12 protein-coding genes are annotated in these 14,391 nt (G+C 66.4%); 2 read left to right on the plus strand and 10 right to left on the minus strand.

Translation table 11 applies throughout. The annotated features are described in order from the left end of the window. Window positions 1-16: 16 nt before the first annotated feature. From SR882_RS08715 to SR882_RS08735, 5 genes are read right to left on the minus strand one after another with little or no spacing between them, the layout of a single operon-like run. A complete protein-coding gene (locus tag SR882_RS08715; protein ID WP_322520858.1) occupies window positions 17-823 on the minus strand; it encodes a sulfite exporter TauE/SafE family protein in 807 nt (268 codons plus the stop codon). A 53-nt stretch (window positions 824-876) separates the two neighbouring features. Continuing rightward, window positions 877-2,466, minus strand: a complete 1,590-nt coding sequence (locus tag SR882_RS08720; protein WP_322520859.1) for a gamma-glutamyltransferase family protein — start codon at window positions 2,464-2,466, stop codon at window positions 877-879. Window positions 2,467-2,513: 47 nt separating this feature from the next. Continuing rightward, on the minus strand, window positions 2,514-3,836 hold the full coding sequence (locus SR882_RS08725) for a TRAP transporter large permease (protein WP_322520860.1): 1,323 nt from the start codon (window positions 3,834-3,836) through the stop codon (window positions 2,514-2,516). 16 nt (window positions 3,837-3,852) lie between these two features. Continuing rightward, on the minus strand, window positions 3,853-4,440 hold the full coding sequence (locus tag SR882_RS08730) for a TRAP transporter small permease subunit (protein WP_322520861.1): 588 nt from the start codon (window positions 4,438-4,440) through the stop codon (window positions 3,853-3,855). 3 nt (window positions 4,441-4,443) lie between these two features. Continuing rightward, on the minus strand, window positions 4,444-5,541 hold the full coding sequence (locus SR882_RS08735) for a TRAP transporter substrate-binding protein (protein WP_322520862.1): 1,098 nt from the start codon (window positions 5,539-5,541) through the stop codon (window positions 4,444-4,446). A 460-nt stretch (window positions 5,542-6,001) separates the two neighbouring features. Here SR882_RS08735 and SR882_RS08740 point away from each other — a divergent pair, with 460 nt between their 5' ends. Further along, window positions 6,002-6,448: an Lrp/AsnC family transcriptional regulator gene (locus SR882_RS08740; RefSeq protein ID WP_322520863.1), complete on the plus strand. Its 447-nt coding sequence runs from the start codon at window positions 6,002-6,004 to the stop codon at window positions 6,446-6,448. 202 nt (window positions 6,449-6,650) lie between these two features. Here SR882_RS08740 and SR882_RS08745 read toward each other — a convergent pair whose 3' ends face one another. Further along, complete coding sequence (locus SR882_RS08745) at window positions 6,651-7,247, minus strand: thioredoxin family protein (protein ID WP_322520864.1); 597 nt, start codon at window positions 7,245-7,247, stop codon at window positions 6,651-6,653. Window positions 7,248-7,467: 220 nt separating this feature from the next. On the opposite strand from SR882_RS08745, the gene SR882_RS08750 reads away from it, so the two are divergent. Beyond that, a complete protein-coding gene (locus SR882_RS08750) occupies window positions 7,468-8,010 on the plus strand; it encodes an HD domain-containing protein (RefSeq protein ID WP_322520865.1) in 543 nt (180 codons plus the stop codon). Window positions 8,011-8,014: 4 nt separating this feature from the next. Here SR882_RS08750 and SR882_RS08755 read toward each other — a convergent pair whose 3' ends face one another. The 4 genes from SR882_RS08755 to SR882_RS08770 all read right to left on the minus strand — a co-directional run bounded on the left by SR882_RS08755 (window position 8,015) and on the right by SR882_RS08770 (window position 14,083). Further along, entirely contained in the window at window positions 8,015-9,133 is a 1,119-nt protein-coding gene (locus tag SR882_RS08755; RefSeq protein WP_322520866.1) for an ABC transporter permease, read from the minus strand. Between the two features lie 274 nt (window positions 9,134-9,407). Further along, window positions 9,408-12,149 carry a ribosome-associated ATPase/putative transporter RbbA gene (gene rbbA, locus SR882_RS08760; RefSeq protein WP_322520867.1) on the minus strand — a complete coding sequence of 914 codons (2,742 nt, stop codon included), beginning with the start codon at window positions 12,147-12,149 and terminating at the stop codon, window positions 9,408-9,410. Continuing rightward, window positions 12,149-13,225 carry an HlyD family secretion protein gene (locus SR882_RS08765; RefSeq protein ID WP_322520868.1) on the minus strand — a complete coding sequence of 359 codons (1,077 nt, stop codon included), beginning with the start codon at window positions 13,223-13,225 and terminating at the stop codon, window positions 12,149-12,151. Before SR882_RS08765 ends, rbbA begins: the two co-directional genes overlap by 1 nt. 357 nt (window positions 13,226-13,582) lie before the next feature. Continuing rightward, window positions 13,583-14,083 carry a GlcG/HbpS family heme-binding protein gene (locus SR882_RS08770; protein WP_322520869.1) on the minus strand — a complete coding sequence of 167 codons (501 nt, stop codon included), beginning with the start codon at window positions 14,081-14,083 and terminating at the stop codon, window positions 13,583-13,585. Window positions 14,084-14,391 lie beyond the last annotated feature (308 nt).

Genomic DNA, 14,391 nt, shown 5'->3' on the forward strand with positions numbered 1-14,391 from the left:
TGCCCCCGTTGGAAAGTCAAAAGAAGAGCATCTTCACCCCGACCGCCACCAACAAGACGGCGAAGGCGCGCCGCAACTTGCCCACGTCCAGCCGCTGGCACAACCGCACGCCCAGCGGGGCGAACAGCATCGTCATCGGCACCAGCAGGACAAAGGCCAACCAGTTCACATAGCCGGTCGATCCCAGTGGCAACCCGGGCTGGTCCCAGCCGGTCATCACGTAGCCAACGGTCCCGGGCACGGCGACCACCAGCCCGACCACCGCCGCCGAACCGACCGCCCGGTGCATGGGAAAGCGGAAGAAATTGAGAAATGGCACCACCAGCGTGCCGCCGCCGATTCCCAGCAACGAGGCGAGACTGCCGATACCGGTCGCCGCCCCGCGTTGGCCCCAGCGGCCGGGCAAGTGATCGGTCAGGGCGACGGGGCGGCCGGCGGTCAGCAGCATGTGGGTGGCAATCACCACCATGAAACCGCCGAAGATCACCCTCAGCACCGCGCCCGGCAGCACCGCCCCGAGCAAGGTGCCAATCACCACGCCGACCAGCACCGCCGGTATCCAGCGCTTGACCAACGGGGCATCGACGTTGCCTCGGGCCTGATGGCTGCGCGAGGACATGCTGGCCGTAACCACGATCGTGGCCAGCGAGGTGCCCACCGCCAGCGGCATCACCACCTCCGGCGTGACGCCGACATGAAGGAAGACGTGGTAGAGCATCGGCACGATGACGATACCGCCACCTACGCCCAGCAGGCCGGCAAGCAGGCCGGCAGCGGCACCGCAAACGAGCAGCAGCGGGATCAGGACAATCAAGTTTTCCATGGGAACCGTGGTCAGTGAGAAGGCTGGAGCGCGACTCGTCGCGCGTGCTGTCATCAAAAGCCGGCGACACTGCCGTTGCCGCGCGGGTCGACGCCGCCGGCAAGCACTCCCGGCGGTGAGCGCACGATCAGGCCGGCGTGGCCCATCATCTCGTCGTAGTCGGCAACGATCTCCACGTCATGGCCCATCTCGGCCAAGCGCGCGGCGATGCCCGGATCAAAGCGGGCTTCCAGCTTCAAGGAAGTAGAGGCATTGCCCCAGGTCCGGCCCAGCAGCCAGCGAGGGGCGGTGACGGCCGCCTGTGGCTCGATGTCCTGCCAGACGTGGCGGGCAAACAGCGCGGCCTGCGTCTGCGGTTGGCCGTCCCCGCCCATGGTGCCGTAAACGAGGAGGCGGCCGTCGTCGAGACACGCCAGCGGCGGATTGAGCGTGTGAAACGGTCGCCGCCCGCTCCTGAGCACGCGCGGCGAGTCCGGATCAAGGGAGAAGGCCAACCCGCGGTTCTGCCAGTTGATGCCGGTCTCGGGCAGCACCACGCCGCTGCCGTACTCGTGATAGATGCTCTGGATCACCGAGACGGCATTGCCCTGCCCGTCGACCACCCCGAACCAGGTCGTGTCGCCCGGCTCACCGGGTTGCCCCCAAGGTTGTGCCCGCTCCAGGTCGATCTCGTCGACCAGGTCGTCGAGAAAGCCCGGCTCGAGAAGTGACTCGGGCGGCGTCGTCATGTCGCGGGGATCGGTCAGCAGCTGATCGCGCACGCGGAAGGCCTGCTTGGTCGCCTCGACCAGACGGTGGATCGCCTCGGGGCTGTCCACCGGCCAATCGGCCACACCGAGGCGCTCGGCTAGGGCGAGGATGATCAGCGAGACCACGCCCTGGGTCGGCGGGCGACTGTTGTAGACCGTCGCCGAGCCGACCCGGCAAGCCAGCGGCTCACCCACCTCGATCTGGTGGGCCACCAGCGCCTCGAGCCCGATCGGGCTACCCACCCGCTCGAGGTCCCCGGCAATGGCGCGGGCCAGGTCGCCCCGGTAGAAATCCCCCAGTCCCTTGTCGACCAGCCGGCGCAGGGTTCGGGCCAGGCGGGGCTGGGTCTCGATCGCGCCCGCCGGTCGGTGCTCTCGATCGTCAAGAAAGGTCTCGGCAAAGCCGGGCACCGACGAGAGTTCGTCTCGGCGGGCCTCGGTCACGGTCGACTGACTGGCCGTGACCGGGTAACCCGCTTGGGCATGGTGGATGGCCTCCTCGAGCAGCCGCTCCAGCGGCAGCGCCCCGCCCCACTCCCGGGCGATCCCGAGCGCCGCCTGCCACGACGACACGGCACCGGCCACGGTCACGGCCGCGTCGGGCCCACGCGTGGGGATGGCCTCCAGGTCGCGGCGAACGTATTCATCCCGGTCGGCAGCCGCAGCGCCACAACCACCGATGTAGCGCACCGGCCCGTCGGCGGGCTTGACCAGCCAGAAGGCATCGCCGCCAATGCCGGTCATGTGCGGGTAGACCACCGCCAGGGTCGAGGCCACGGCGACGGCCGCCTCGATGGCGTTGCCACCGTCACGGAGGACCGCCAGACCCGCCTCGGAGGCGAGCGAGTGCGGAGCGACCACCATGCCGCGGCGGGCACGTGGGGTATTGATCATCGACATTCTCCGGTTGGTTACGGGGGGCGCTTCCCGCAGGAAAAACCTTACCAGCCCATGCTTTGCGGCAACCCCGTGGCCACGGCCGGGAAGATCAGCACGATGGCGAGCGTGACCAGTTGCAGGCCGATGAATGGCAGCACACCCAGATAGAGGTCCCGGGTGCGCACCTCTGGCGGTGCCACCCCCTTGAGAAAGAACAGTGCCCAGCCGAAGGGCGGCGTGAGAAACGAGGTCTGCAGCACCAGGGTCACCAGCATGGCCAGCCAGATCACGTCGACGTCGGCAGCCAGAAAGATCGGCAGCATCAGCGGCAGCACGATGTAGGAGATCTCGATCCACTCGAGGAAGAAACCCAGGATGAACAGGATCAGGAGCATGAACAGGATCGCGCCCATGGTCCCGCCCGGCACCCAGTCGAACAGGTCGCTGATGATCTCCTCGCCCCCGAGCAGGCGGAACGAGAGGGCGAAGGCCTGGGCGGCGATCAGCACGAACATGATCATGCCGGTGAGCTTCAAGGTGTCGCGCATGGTCTGCTTGAGGGTGACCATGTCCAGTCGCCCCATGGCTGCGACGATCGCCATCGCCCCGAGTGCGCCGATGGAGGCCGCTTCGGTGGGCGCGGCGACCCCGCCGATGATCGACCCGAGCACCGCGACGACCAGCAGCACCGGCGGGACCACCGTCTTGACCACCTTGAGCCAGAGCTCGCCCCGCCCCATCGCGTCCCGCTCGGCCTGGGGCAACGGCGGGGCGTGATGCGGCACCAGCCGACCGAGAACGATCAGGTAGATCACGTACAGCGCAGCCAGGAGCATCGACGGCACGATCGCCGCGGCGAACAGTTCACCCACCGATTCGCCCATGATGTCGGCGAGCAAGATGATCAACAGGCTCGGCGGGATGATCTGGCCAAGCGTGCCCGAGGCGCAGATGGTGCCGCTGGCCAACGAGGGGTGATACCCCCGGGCGAGCAGCTTGGGCAGCGTGATCAATCCGACCGCCACCACCGTCGCGCCGACGATCCCGGTCGAAGCGCCCATCAGCACCCCGATAACGATGATGGCGATCGCCATGCCGCCCGGCCGGTCGCCGGCGAGGTGGCCAACCACGTCGATCGCGCTCTCGGCGATACGGGATTTCTCCAGCAACACCCCCATGAACACGAACAGCGGGATGGCCAGCAGCGTGTAGTTGGTGATCACGCCGAAGATGCGTGCCGGCAGCAGGTTGAACATGAAGTCGCCCACGCCGATCAGCCCGAAGACAATGCCGACGGCAGCGATCGAGAAGGCGACCGGGACACCGGCGAAAATCAGCACCAGCAGTCCCGCGATCATCATCAACGCCAGGCTGTAGGAATCCATGGGTCCGTCTCCGAAGTCAGTGGGATGCCGCGGGCTGTTCCGGCGGAGCCGCGGGCGCAGGGGAGGATTTACCCGATACCAACACGGCATCCGGGTCGGGGGCGAAGACCGCCAGGCCGTCGCGCAGGGCCATGGCGACCCCCTGGATGGCGATCAGCGAGAACCCGACCGGGATCACGGCCTTGACCAGGTAACGGTGCGAGAGGCCGCCCGGATCAGGCGAGCCTTCGCCCATGCCATAGGACTTGGTGACGTAATCCACCGACAGCCAGCCGAGCCACAGTGCCATCGGCACAATGATCAGTGCCGCGATCAGTGCACCGAACGCGCGACGCAACCGGGGCGGGTACCGCTGCCAGAGGACATCGACACGAACGTGCTCGTCCTGCTGAAGCGTGTAGACCGAACCGAGCATCGCGATCAGCGCCAGCAGGTGCCATTCAAGCTCCTGCAACCCGACCGAGCTGACGTGAAAGACGTAGCGGAACAGGACGTTACCGGCCACTAGCAGCACCAATGCCAGCGTCAGCCAGGCGCTCAGCCGACCGATCAGCCCTACCCCCCGGTCGAGCGACCGGGCCAGTTCGTGGATTGCCGTCTTCATGGCTTAGCTCAGGTCGGTCTGCAGCACGGTCTCGCTGCGCCGCTGCCACAGATCGTGCTTCTTCTTGAAGGCGAAGTAGCTGTCATGGACCTTCTTGGCCATGGGGTCCTTGGCCGCCAGGTCGCTGAGCGCATCGCCCGTACCCTCCTTGAGGCGTGCGACGATTTCCGGTGACAGCGTGCCGAGCTTCACACCGTGATTCTCGACCAGGTCGGTGAGTGCATCGGCGTTGTTGGCCTCCGACCAGGTGTGGCTGGTCACGTTGCAGGCGCTGGCCGCGTGGCGAACGATGGCCTGCAGGTCGGCAGGCAGGCTGGCCCAGGCATCCTTGTTGACCAACAACTCGGTGACATTGCAGGGCTCGGCCCAGCCGGTGGTGTAGTAGTGCTTGGCGGCCATGTGCAGGCCGAGGCGACGATCCTGGTAGGGCCCGACGAACTCCGCGGCATCGATCACGCCGCGTTCCAGTGCCGGGAAGATCTCGCCGCCCGGCAGCAGCTTCACGCTCACCCCGAGCTGCTCATAGACCTTGCCGGCCAGGCCCGGGATCCGCATGCGCAGACCGTCGAAATCCTCGACCGACTCGATCGGATCGCGGAACCAGCCGGTCATCTGCACGCCGGTGTTACCCGCCGGCATGCCGATCACGTTGAACGGCTCGTAGACCTCGTCCCAGAGCTTCTGGCCTTCGCCGTGCTGGAGCCAGGCGGTCATGCCCTGGAAATTCATGCCGAACGGCACGGTGGTGAAGAACTGGGCCGCCGGGGTCTTGCCCGCCCAGTAATAGGCATTGGCCCAGTTCATCTCGACCACGCCGTTGGAGCAGGCATCGAACCCCTCCATCGCCGGCAGCAGCTCACCGGCGGCGAAGTGCTTGATCTTCAAGCGCCCGCCGGACATTTCCTCGACGATACGACAGAAATCCTCGGCACTGCCCGGGCCGGTGGAGTAGAACGGCGCCCCGGCCGGATAGGCGTTGGTCATCTTCCAGACAAAGGTCTTGTCCGAGGCGGCGCGGGAAATCATCGGCGCCGAGGCGGCAGCGGTCGCGCCGAGCGCGGCAATGCCGGATTTGATGAAGCTTCTGCGATTGATCGACATGCGGTCTTCCTCCGTGGGATGAAAGGCAGGCGTTTACATTCGTCTGCGACACCCCAGGGATTGCGAGCTTCGTGCCAGCACTGGGGAAAACCGGATTTCTACTTCTAATTCATCATCTTGAATCACGTTTCTAGGCAGGGGCCGCTACCGGGTCACGCACCACCCTGGCGCGTCGACCGAGCAGGCCGAGTATCGCTTTGTAAGGTATTCACGCCTCACGAGATCAGATGTCAGCCCTGGTTGGGCCATTCGCTCGTCTAACCCCCGCTTTTCCCACTCCACCGCCCCCGATTGTCACCTGATGCGGCGCCATGGTGCTCGTTTGCACCACGGCGGTGCCGACAATCCCACCGCGCGCCTCCTCTTCCCCACCACGACGATCCCGAAGCCACTGGTTGGCCACTGGCAGGAAACCTGCAGAGCGAATGCCGATATATAGCCGGGGGGGGGGGAGAGACTTGTGAACCGACTGGACACCGAGATCATCGGTCTGCTGATCAAGGACGGGCGATTGGCCTACGCCGAAATCGCCCGCCAGCTGGGCGTGACTCGGGCCCATGTGCGTGACCGGGTGCAGGCGCTGCTGGATGGCGGCTCGATCGAGCAATTCACCGCGGTGATCGACCCGGAGAAGCTGGGCAAATCCGTCTCGGCCTTCCTCGACATCAAGGCCTCGCCGAACGCCATCGAGGAAGTGGCCCAGGCGCTTGCCGACCAACCGGAGGTGATCAGCCTCTACATCATGAGTGACATGAAAAGCCTGCACGTCCACACCCTGACGGATTCGTCCGACTCGCTGTTGGACTTCGCGTCACGGCAGATTTACGGTCGCGCGGGCATCGTCAGCGTGGAGTGCCAGACGTTGCTCAAGCGGATCAAGAACCGGGTTGGAGGACCACGGCTCTGATTCGCGCCGACGGAACGAACAAGGCCGTGCCGCGTCGACGCAAATCACGCTGGCGACCGAGCGGCAGGATGCTCAGCCCGATCCTACGGGGCACCACGCCGAGCCACGCCAGCCCCTCAAACAAAAACGCCGCCTCACAAGGGCGGCGTTGCAGTGTCCTGAACTTGATGCACTCGCGCGTCCAACGCGCGGGAGCGCGTGCCTATTTCAGGCCCGGCCGGTCGATGAACTCGCGGCATTCGGCCGGCCCCATGTCCTTGGCGCAGCGTTCAGCGCGATCGATGTTGCGTTCCAGATAGTGGTTGTAGAAGGCCGGGGCCGCACCGGTGATCTCGCCGATCCGCTCGCCCTCGGGGGAGAAGAACAGCACGTAGGGCACGCCGCGCACGTCCAGCTTATCGGCAAACGCCGCCGGCTCCTTCCACTCGCCGTCGACGCCGATGAAGCGATCGTCGGAGTCGATCTGGACCCGGCGGATGATCAGGCGTCCCTGATAGTCCGGGTCGAGGCGCATCGGGATCAGGAACTCGTCGTCGATCTTCTGGCAGTAGCCGCAGTAGCTCGCGTGGAAGAACAGCATCATCGGCTTGTCGTGCTTTTGCATCCAGGCCAGGTCCGCCGGCAGGTCGGCGAGGTGATCGACAAAGCGCACCTCGTCGTAGATGTCCATCGCCGCGCCGCCGGTGTCGGCAGCAATCGCCGGGACAGAGGCACCGAGACCCAAGGCCACGATCAGGGCGCCAACCGGGCGACGCAGGGAGGACAGAAAGCGGGAATGCGGGCGACGGGATAGGGTCATGGAAACACTCGCTGGTTGTGATGGGGCGCATATGCCTGCCCCCACACGATACGACCACCGGGCCTCGCAATCCATCAAAGCGCAGGTTGAATTTACCCGGTGCCTTCTGGCGGACCAACGGAACGGCTTGAGCGTCGATGATTGGCCGGGCACACTTGCCCCCGCCAATCTTTCAGCACCAAGGCCTCGCCACGATAACCGCGCCTCCATCACCACGCCTTTGACCAACCCGTTCTCCCGTCACCCCTCGCTCGTGGTGCGCCACGCGCTGGCGATCGCGACCGAGGCGCACGATGGCCAGGTGCGCCGTTACACGCACGAACCCTTTGTCTCGCACCCGATCGCCGTCGCCAACACGGTCGCGCCGTTTCACGGCGATCCATTGGTGCTGGCCGCCGCCCTGCTCCACGACGTGGTCGAGGACACGCCGGTGACGGCCGCTGATCTGGCGCGCGAGATGCCGAGCTCGGTGGTGCGCATGGTGCTTTCACTGACCAATCCTTCCACCCCGGCCGACGGCGAGCGCGCCAGCCGCAAGCGTATCGATCACGACCATGTGGCCCGCGCCGAGCCGCGCGCCCAGACGATCAAGTACGCCGATGTGCTGCACAACGTGCAGTCGATCGCCCGGCACGACCCCGACTTCGCCCCCACCTACCTTGCCGAGAAGATCAGCCTGATCGGCCGACTCGACCGGGGCCATCCCGTGCTGCGCCGGCGCGTATGGCACTGCCTCGTCGAGCTGACGGCCGGACCTTTCTAGCCTCTCAGCCGATATCCGCCAGCATCCGCCGGAATCGCGCCAGCGAAAGCATGAAAAGAATGCCACCGATCGCGGCCAGCGCAGCGAATTGCGGCCAGACCACCTCGAACCCCGCCCCGCGAAAAAGCACGGCCTGCGCCATGGCGACGAAGTGCAACGTCGGCGCGGCCTGCATCAACAGGTGTATCCAGTCGGGGAGACTCTCGGCCGGGGTCATCCCGCCGGAAAGGATCTGCAGCGGCAGCAACACCATCAGGATCAGCAACCCGAACTGCGGCATCGAGCGGGCGATCGTCGCGAGAAAGATCCCCAGCGACGTGGTCGCGAACAGGTGCAACAGCGCGCCGGCCAGGAACAGCATCACCGATCCCTCGATCGGGATGGCGAGCAGGCCCTGCACGACAATGGTCAGGGAAAACGTCGCGGCCACCAGCACGACCACCGTCATCGACCATACCTTGCTGGCCATGATCTCGAAGGGTGTGACCGGCATGACCAGTAGGTGCTCGACCGTGCCGTGCTCACGTTCGCGCAGCAGCGCCGCGCCGGTGAGCACGATCGCGAGCATGGTGATGTTGTTGATCAGCTCCGTGACGGCACCAAACCACGATGCCTGCAACTCCGGGTTGAACCGGGCCCGCCAGACCAGCTCGACCGGCGGGGTGTTCACCTCGCGATCGGCGGCGAGAAAGGCCTCGATCTCCCCCTGCACGATCGCCTGGATATGCCCGCTGCCGACGAAAGCCTGGCTCATGCGGGTGGCATCGACGTTCAGCTGGATGGTCGGGCTACGCCCGGCCAGCACGTCGCGCTGAAAGCCCGCCGGAATATGCAGGGCGAAGGTATCCAGCCCGGCATCCATGCGCTCGTCCATCTCGACGGCGGAAATCAGGCGCGGCGGCAGGAAAGACGGCGGATAGAAGGCATCGGCAATGCGCATCGACAGCGGTGAGCGGTCCTCGTCGCCGATCGCGATCGGCGCCTTGTTGAGGGTTTCCGGCATCGCGGTGGCGGCGGTGTAGATCGCGAGCGAGAAGGCAAAGACGATCAGCACCAGCATGATCGTGTCGCGCCAGAGGCTGCGAAATTCCTTCAGGCCGAGATGCCAGATATTGCGCCACATTGCCTTAGGGAGCCTCTATACGGATGCCATGCCACTCTGGCCTAGCGAGTCGTTCGTGATCAAGGCGCGATGTCGCCGACGTGCCGGAGGCCACGTCAAGACATCGCAACGCGGAGCACGCGGGACTCGCCAGGCCCCGCAGGGCACGCCTTGAGCCGGGCATCTGCGGCGTTGCCGTCCTTGGAAAGAGAATAACTCTTCCGCGGCGGACGGTCGCCTTGCACCTGCCCGGCTCAAGGCGCGCAGAGCGGTATGGCATCCGTGTAGAGGTTCCCTAACGCTCCTGTTTTCTCAGCAAGAGGGCGGCGATCGCGATCATCACCGGGGCGGCCAGCAACAGCGGCAGAAACGAGCCGGACAGGTCCGCGAAGCCCAGCGTCTTTGAGAAGGTGCCGCGCGCGATGGTCACGAAGTGCGTCGCCGGGAACACCTGCCCGATCACCGCGCCCAGCCCCTCGAGCGCGGTGACCGGGTCGATCAGCCCCGAGTACTGCGTCGACGGAATCATGGTGAGGATCGCCGTGCCGAAGATGGCGGCCAGCTGGCTCTTTACGAAGGTCGAGATCAGCAGTCCCAGGGCCGTCGAGGCGAACACGTACAACAGCGCGGCCAGGCTCAGGGCAAGGAAGCTGCCGGTGATCGGCACGCCGAAGACGATCACCGCCAGCGCCACCAGCAGCAGGTAGTTGCCCATCGCCAGCACCACGTAGGGCAACTGCTTGCCGAGCAGGAACTCCAGGCGCGTAACCGGGGTGACGTAGAAGTTCACGATCGACCCCAGCTCTTTCTCGCGCACCACCGACAAGGCGCTCAGGATGGCGGGGATCAGCATCAGCAGCAGCGGGATCATCGCCGGCACCATCGCCGGCAGGCTTTTGACGTCCGGGTTGTAGCGAAAGCGCGGCTCGATCGAGGCCGGACCCACCAGGGCGGCCTCGCCCACCGCCTCGCGCGCCCGCCTAGCCAACCAGTGCTGGTGCATGCCCTGGGCGTAGCCGACCAGGGTCTCGGCGCGGGTGGGCATCGCGCCATCGACCCAGGCGCCCACCTCGACCGGCGACCCCCGCGCCAGGTCGCGGGCAAAGCCGGGCGGGATCTCGATCACCAACCCCAATTCGCCCGAGCGCATGCGGCGATCGAGCTCCGCGTAATCGCTGACCGGGGCGTGCTCGATGAAATACCGCGAGCCCGACAGGCCGGCGACGTAGTCGCGGCTGACCGTGGTGTTGTCGCGATCGAGCACCGCGAAGGTCAGGTCGTCGACGTCCATGTTCATGCCATAGCCGAGCACCAGCATCAGCAGCACCGTGCCCAGCGCGGCGAGCGTCAGGCGGATCGGGTCGCGCGTGAGCTCGCGCCCTTCGCGGTGCGCGTAGGCGGCCAGCCGCCGCGGGCTGAACGCGCGGCGGGCGGTTGCCGTCCGCCCCGCGCCGGTGTCGACCGTGCCACCGCCCGACCGGGGCGCAGCAGCCGGATCGCGCTCGGCGGCCGCCTCGAGGTAGTCAATGAACGCCTCCTCGAGATCCGCCGCGCCACAGGAGGCGACCACCTCCTCGGGCGTCCCGGTGACCAGCATCCGCCCGGCATGCATCAGTGAGAGCCGGTCGCAGCGCTCGGCCTCGTTCATGAAGTGCGTCGAGATGAAGATGGTCACCTGTTCCTCGCGCGCCAGCTCGATCAGGATGCGCCAGAAGGCATCGCGGGCGATCGGGTCGACGCCGGAGGTGGGCTCGTCGAGGATCAGGATCTCCGGCTCGTGCACCAGGGCCACGGCCAGCGACAGGCGCTGGCGCTCCCCCAGCGGCAACTCGCCGGGCAGCGCGTCCATCGCGCGGTCGAGACCGAAGCGGCTTGCCACGGCCGCCACCCGCTCGTCGACTGCCGCGCGCGGCAGGCCGAACAGCCGGGCATGCAGCTCGAGGTTCTGCCGGACGCTCAGCTCGCCGTAGAGCGAGAACCCCTGGGTCATGTAGCCAACCCGGTGGCGGGTGGCCAGGTCGTGCGGGTCGAACCGGTGACCGAGCAGGCGGGCCTCGCCGTCGCTGGCCGGCAGCAGGCCGGTCAGCATCTTCATGGTGGTGGTCTTGCCGCAGCCGTTCGAGCCGACGAAGCCGAAGATCTCGCCGCGGGGGATGGAAAAGCTGACGTCCTCGACCGCGGTGAAGTGACCGAATCGCTTGGTCAGCCCCTGCGCCTCGATCGCGACCGGGGCGGTTTCGCGGTCCGGGTGCGCCGAGTGATCGACCGGACGGTGCTCGTGGCGCTCGGCGGCCGGCAGCAGCGAGATGAAGGCCGACTCGAGCGTCTCTTGGCCCGTGCGCTCGAGCAGTGCCGCCGGCGTGCCGGTCGCCAGCAACCGCCCGGCGTTCATGGCCACCAGGCAATCGAAGCGCTCGGCCTCTTCGATGTAGGCGGTAGCGACCAGTACGCTCATGCCCTCGTGCTCGGCACGGATGCGCTCGATCAGGCGCCAGAACTGGCGGCGCGAGAGCGGGTCGACCCCGGTGGTGGGCTCGTCGAGGATCAGCAGATCGGGGGAATGGATCAGGGCACAACACAGCCCGAGCTTCTGCTTCATGCCCCCGGAGAGCTTGCCCACCGGCCGATCGGCGAACGGGGCCAGGCCGGTCGCCTCCAGCAGCTCGCCGATACGCCGACGGCGCTCGGCCGGGGCATGCCCGAACAGGCCACCGAAGAAATCGACGTTCTCGAACACCGACAGGGTCGGGTAGAGATTGCGACCCAGGCCCTGCGGCATGTAGGCGATGCGCGGGCTGACCCGGCCACGAAAACGCCCCCGGCCGATATCGCCACCGAGCACCTCGATCGAGCCGGACTGGATCATTCGGGCGCCGGCCACCAGCGCAAGCAGGCTGGACTTGCCCACCCCGTCCGGGCCGATCAGCCCGACCATCTGACCGGCAGGGATATCGAGGTCGATCCCGTCGAGCGCCACCGTCTCGCCGTAGCGCAACCCGACCCCGCGCAAACGGGCGACCGGTGCGGGGCTTACCATCAGTCGGGGACCCGTACCGCCAGATGCTCGGGCCAGGGCTGCTCGTTGTCATAGCGCACCCACGCCACGCCCGGCAGGCCGGTCTTGACCTGCACGATGTAGCGCTCGAGCAGGTCGACCGGCAGGCGGGCGCGCACGCGGAACATCAGCTTCTGGCGTTCCTCGCGGGTCTCGACCGTCTTGGGGGTGAACTGCGCCACGTCGCTGATGAACGAGATGCGCGCGGGAATGACGTATTGCGGCGCGGCGTCGATCACCAGCCTTGCCTCGGCACCGATGGCGATTCGTCCGACCACATCGGTAGGCAGGAAGAAGGTCATGAAGACGTCCTTGAGATCGATCATGTTCAACACCCGCCCGCCAGCGCCGACGACCTCGCCCGGCTGGGCGACCAGGTACTGGATGCGCCCGTCGCGCGGGGCGTACAGGGTGCTGTCGGCGATATCGGCCTCGATGCGCTCGATGGTCGCCCGGGCGGCTGCGACGGCCTCCTCGGTGCCGACCACCTGCGCCCGGGCGGTGGCGATCGCCGCCTCGGCCGCGGCAATCTGAGCGCGCGCCGCGCTGACCGCGGCGGCCGCCCCCTTCACTCGCGCCTCGTCGTTGTCCACCTCCTGCCGGGAAACCGACCCGCTAATCACCAGCCGCGAGGTGCGCGACAGACGCTTCTCGGCGATGTCGAGCTCGGCCTGGCGCTGGGCCAGCAGTGATTCGGCGGCCGCCTTTTCCGCCTCGCGCTGGGCAACCTGGCTGCGGGCCGTCACCACGTCGCTGCTCGCCTGGCGCAGCCGCGCCTCGGCCTGATGGAGCTCGGCCTCCAGCGTGCGAGTATCCATGCGGGCCACCGGCTGACCGGTAGTAACGAACTCGCCCTCATCGACCAGGATCGATTCCACCCGGCCAGGGACCTTGGCCGCGATGTCGATTTCCACCGCCTCGATTCGCCCGTTGCCACTTGCCAGCCCGGGATACTCGTCCACCACGGTCAACTGCTGCCAGGCCCACCAGCCAAGGAAGGCCGCCACCAGGGAAACGGCGATTAGTCGGATCAACCAGCGGCGACGAATCGGTGACATGCAACAGGCTCCTTGCCCTGAGGCGATTCAAGCAGTTCCTTCACGCACGGGGGATGTCGGGAAGCCCCCGCCTAACCGAGCCGGTTTCCGTTGATGTCCTGGCCCACCTGCCCCTTCCTCGACGTGGCTTACACGTCACGGCAACGCATGCCGGGAGACACCACTGCGCTAAGCGATAGTCGCACGTTTTCCAACCGGCGGGCACTACGATCCGAACACGAATGACCGGGATGGAAACGGCGTGGCCCCTTTCCGCAAAGGCAGCAAAAAACGCCCCGGAAGAGGGGCGTTATCGCTCTCGAGTCACGCCACCGCGGTGAGATGACGGGGCCGGCGCATCATGACGATTGGCCGATCTCAGAGCAGATCGTCCTGGATTGCCTCGATACCGGCCGCGGCGCACTCGTCATCGACGCTGCCGCTCGGCGAGCCGGACACCCCGATCCCGCCGACGATACGCCCCTCGGAGGTAATCTGCTTACCACCGCCGAGAATCGTCACGCCAGCGAGGTGCTGAATGCCGTAGCTCTCACCGCCGGGCTTGCTGGCTCCGTGCAGATCGATGGTGTCGGTGCGGAAGCTCACCGCCGTCCAGGCCTTGCTCTCAGCCGATTCCACCGAGTGCGGCCCGGCATACCGATCGCGCTTGAGCGCCTGAGGCGTGCCGTCGGGCCCCACGACCACGGCCGTGACCTGGTGGTTCTTGTCACGACAGGCCTCCACGGCCGCTGCAACGGCCTTGACGGCCACCTCGGGAACCACGGAAGGCGTGTCGAACGTGCCCTCGGCGGCGTGCAGTGGCGTGGCGGTGATGATCAGTGCCGTGCCGGCGAAAACCGTATTGCGTACCTTGCTCATCTCGGGACTCCTTTATGTGGGCATACCCAATATCTATAGCCGGGGTTATCGAGATTGCAAGCCGGCAAGGTCGCTATAAATCAACACCTTAACCACCGATGATTGATTAATGACGCGATTGGCAATCCCGCGCATGGCTGCCGATCCCAGTCCTTTCCCCACACCAATCCTTTTATACCAGTACCGCACTGGGTTAAATTGACTGTCCAGCTTGTTAGTCGAGCTATCGATGAACCGCAGGCGCGGTTTTCCGGGGACATGACATGGCGGAGTCGAGCGACTTCTATCGCAAGAGCTACGAGCGCATG

Origin of the sequence: Guyparkeria halophila (genome assembly GCF_034479635.1) — a bacterium.
Classification (GTDB): domain Bacteria; phylum Pseudomonadota; class Gammaproteobacteria; order Halothiobacillales; family Halothiobacillaceae; genus Guyparkeria; species Guyparkeria halophila.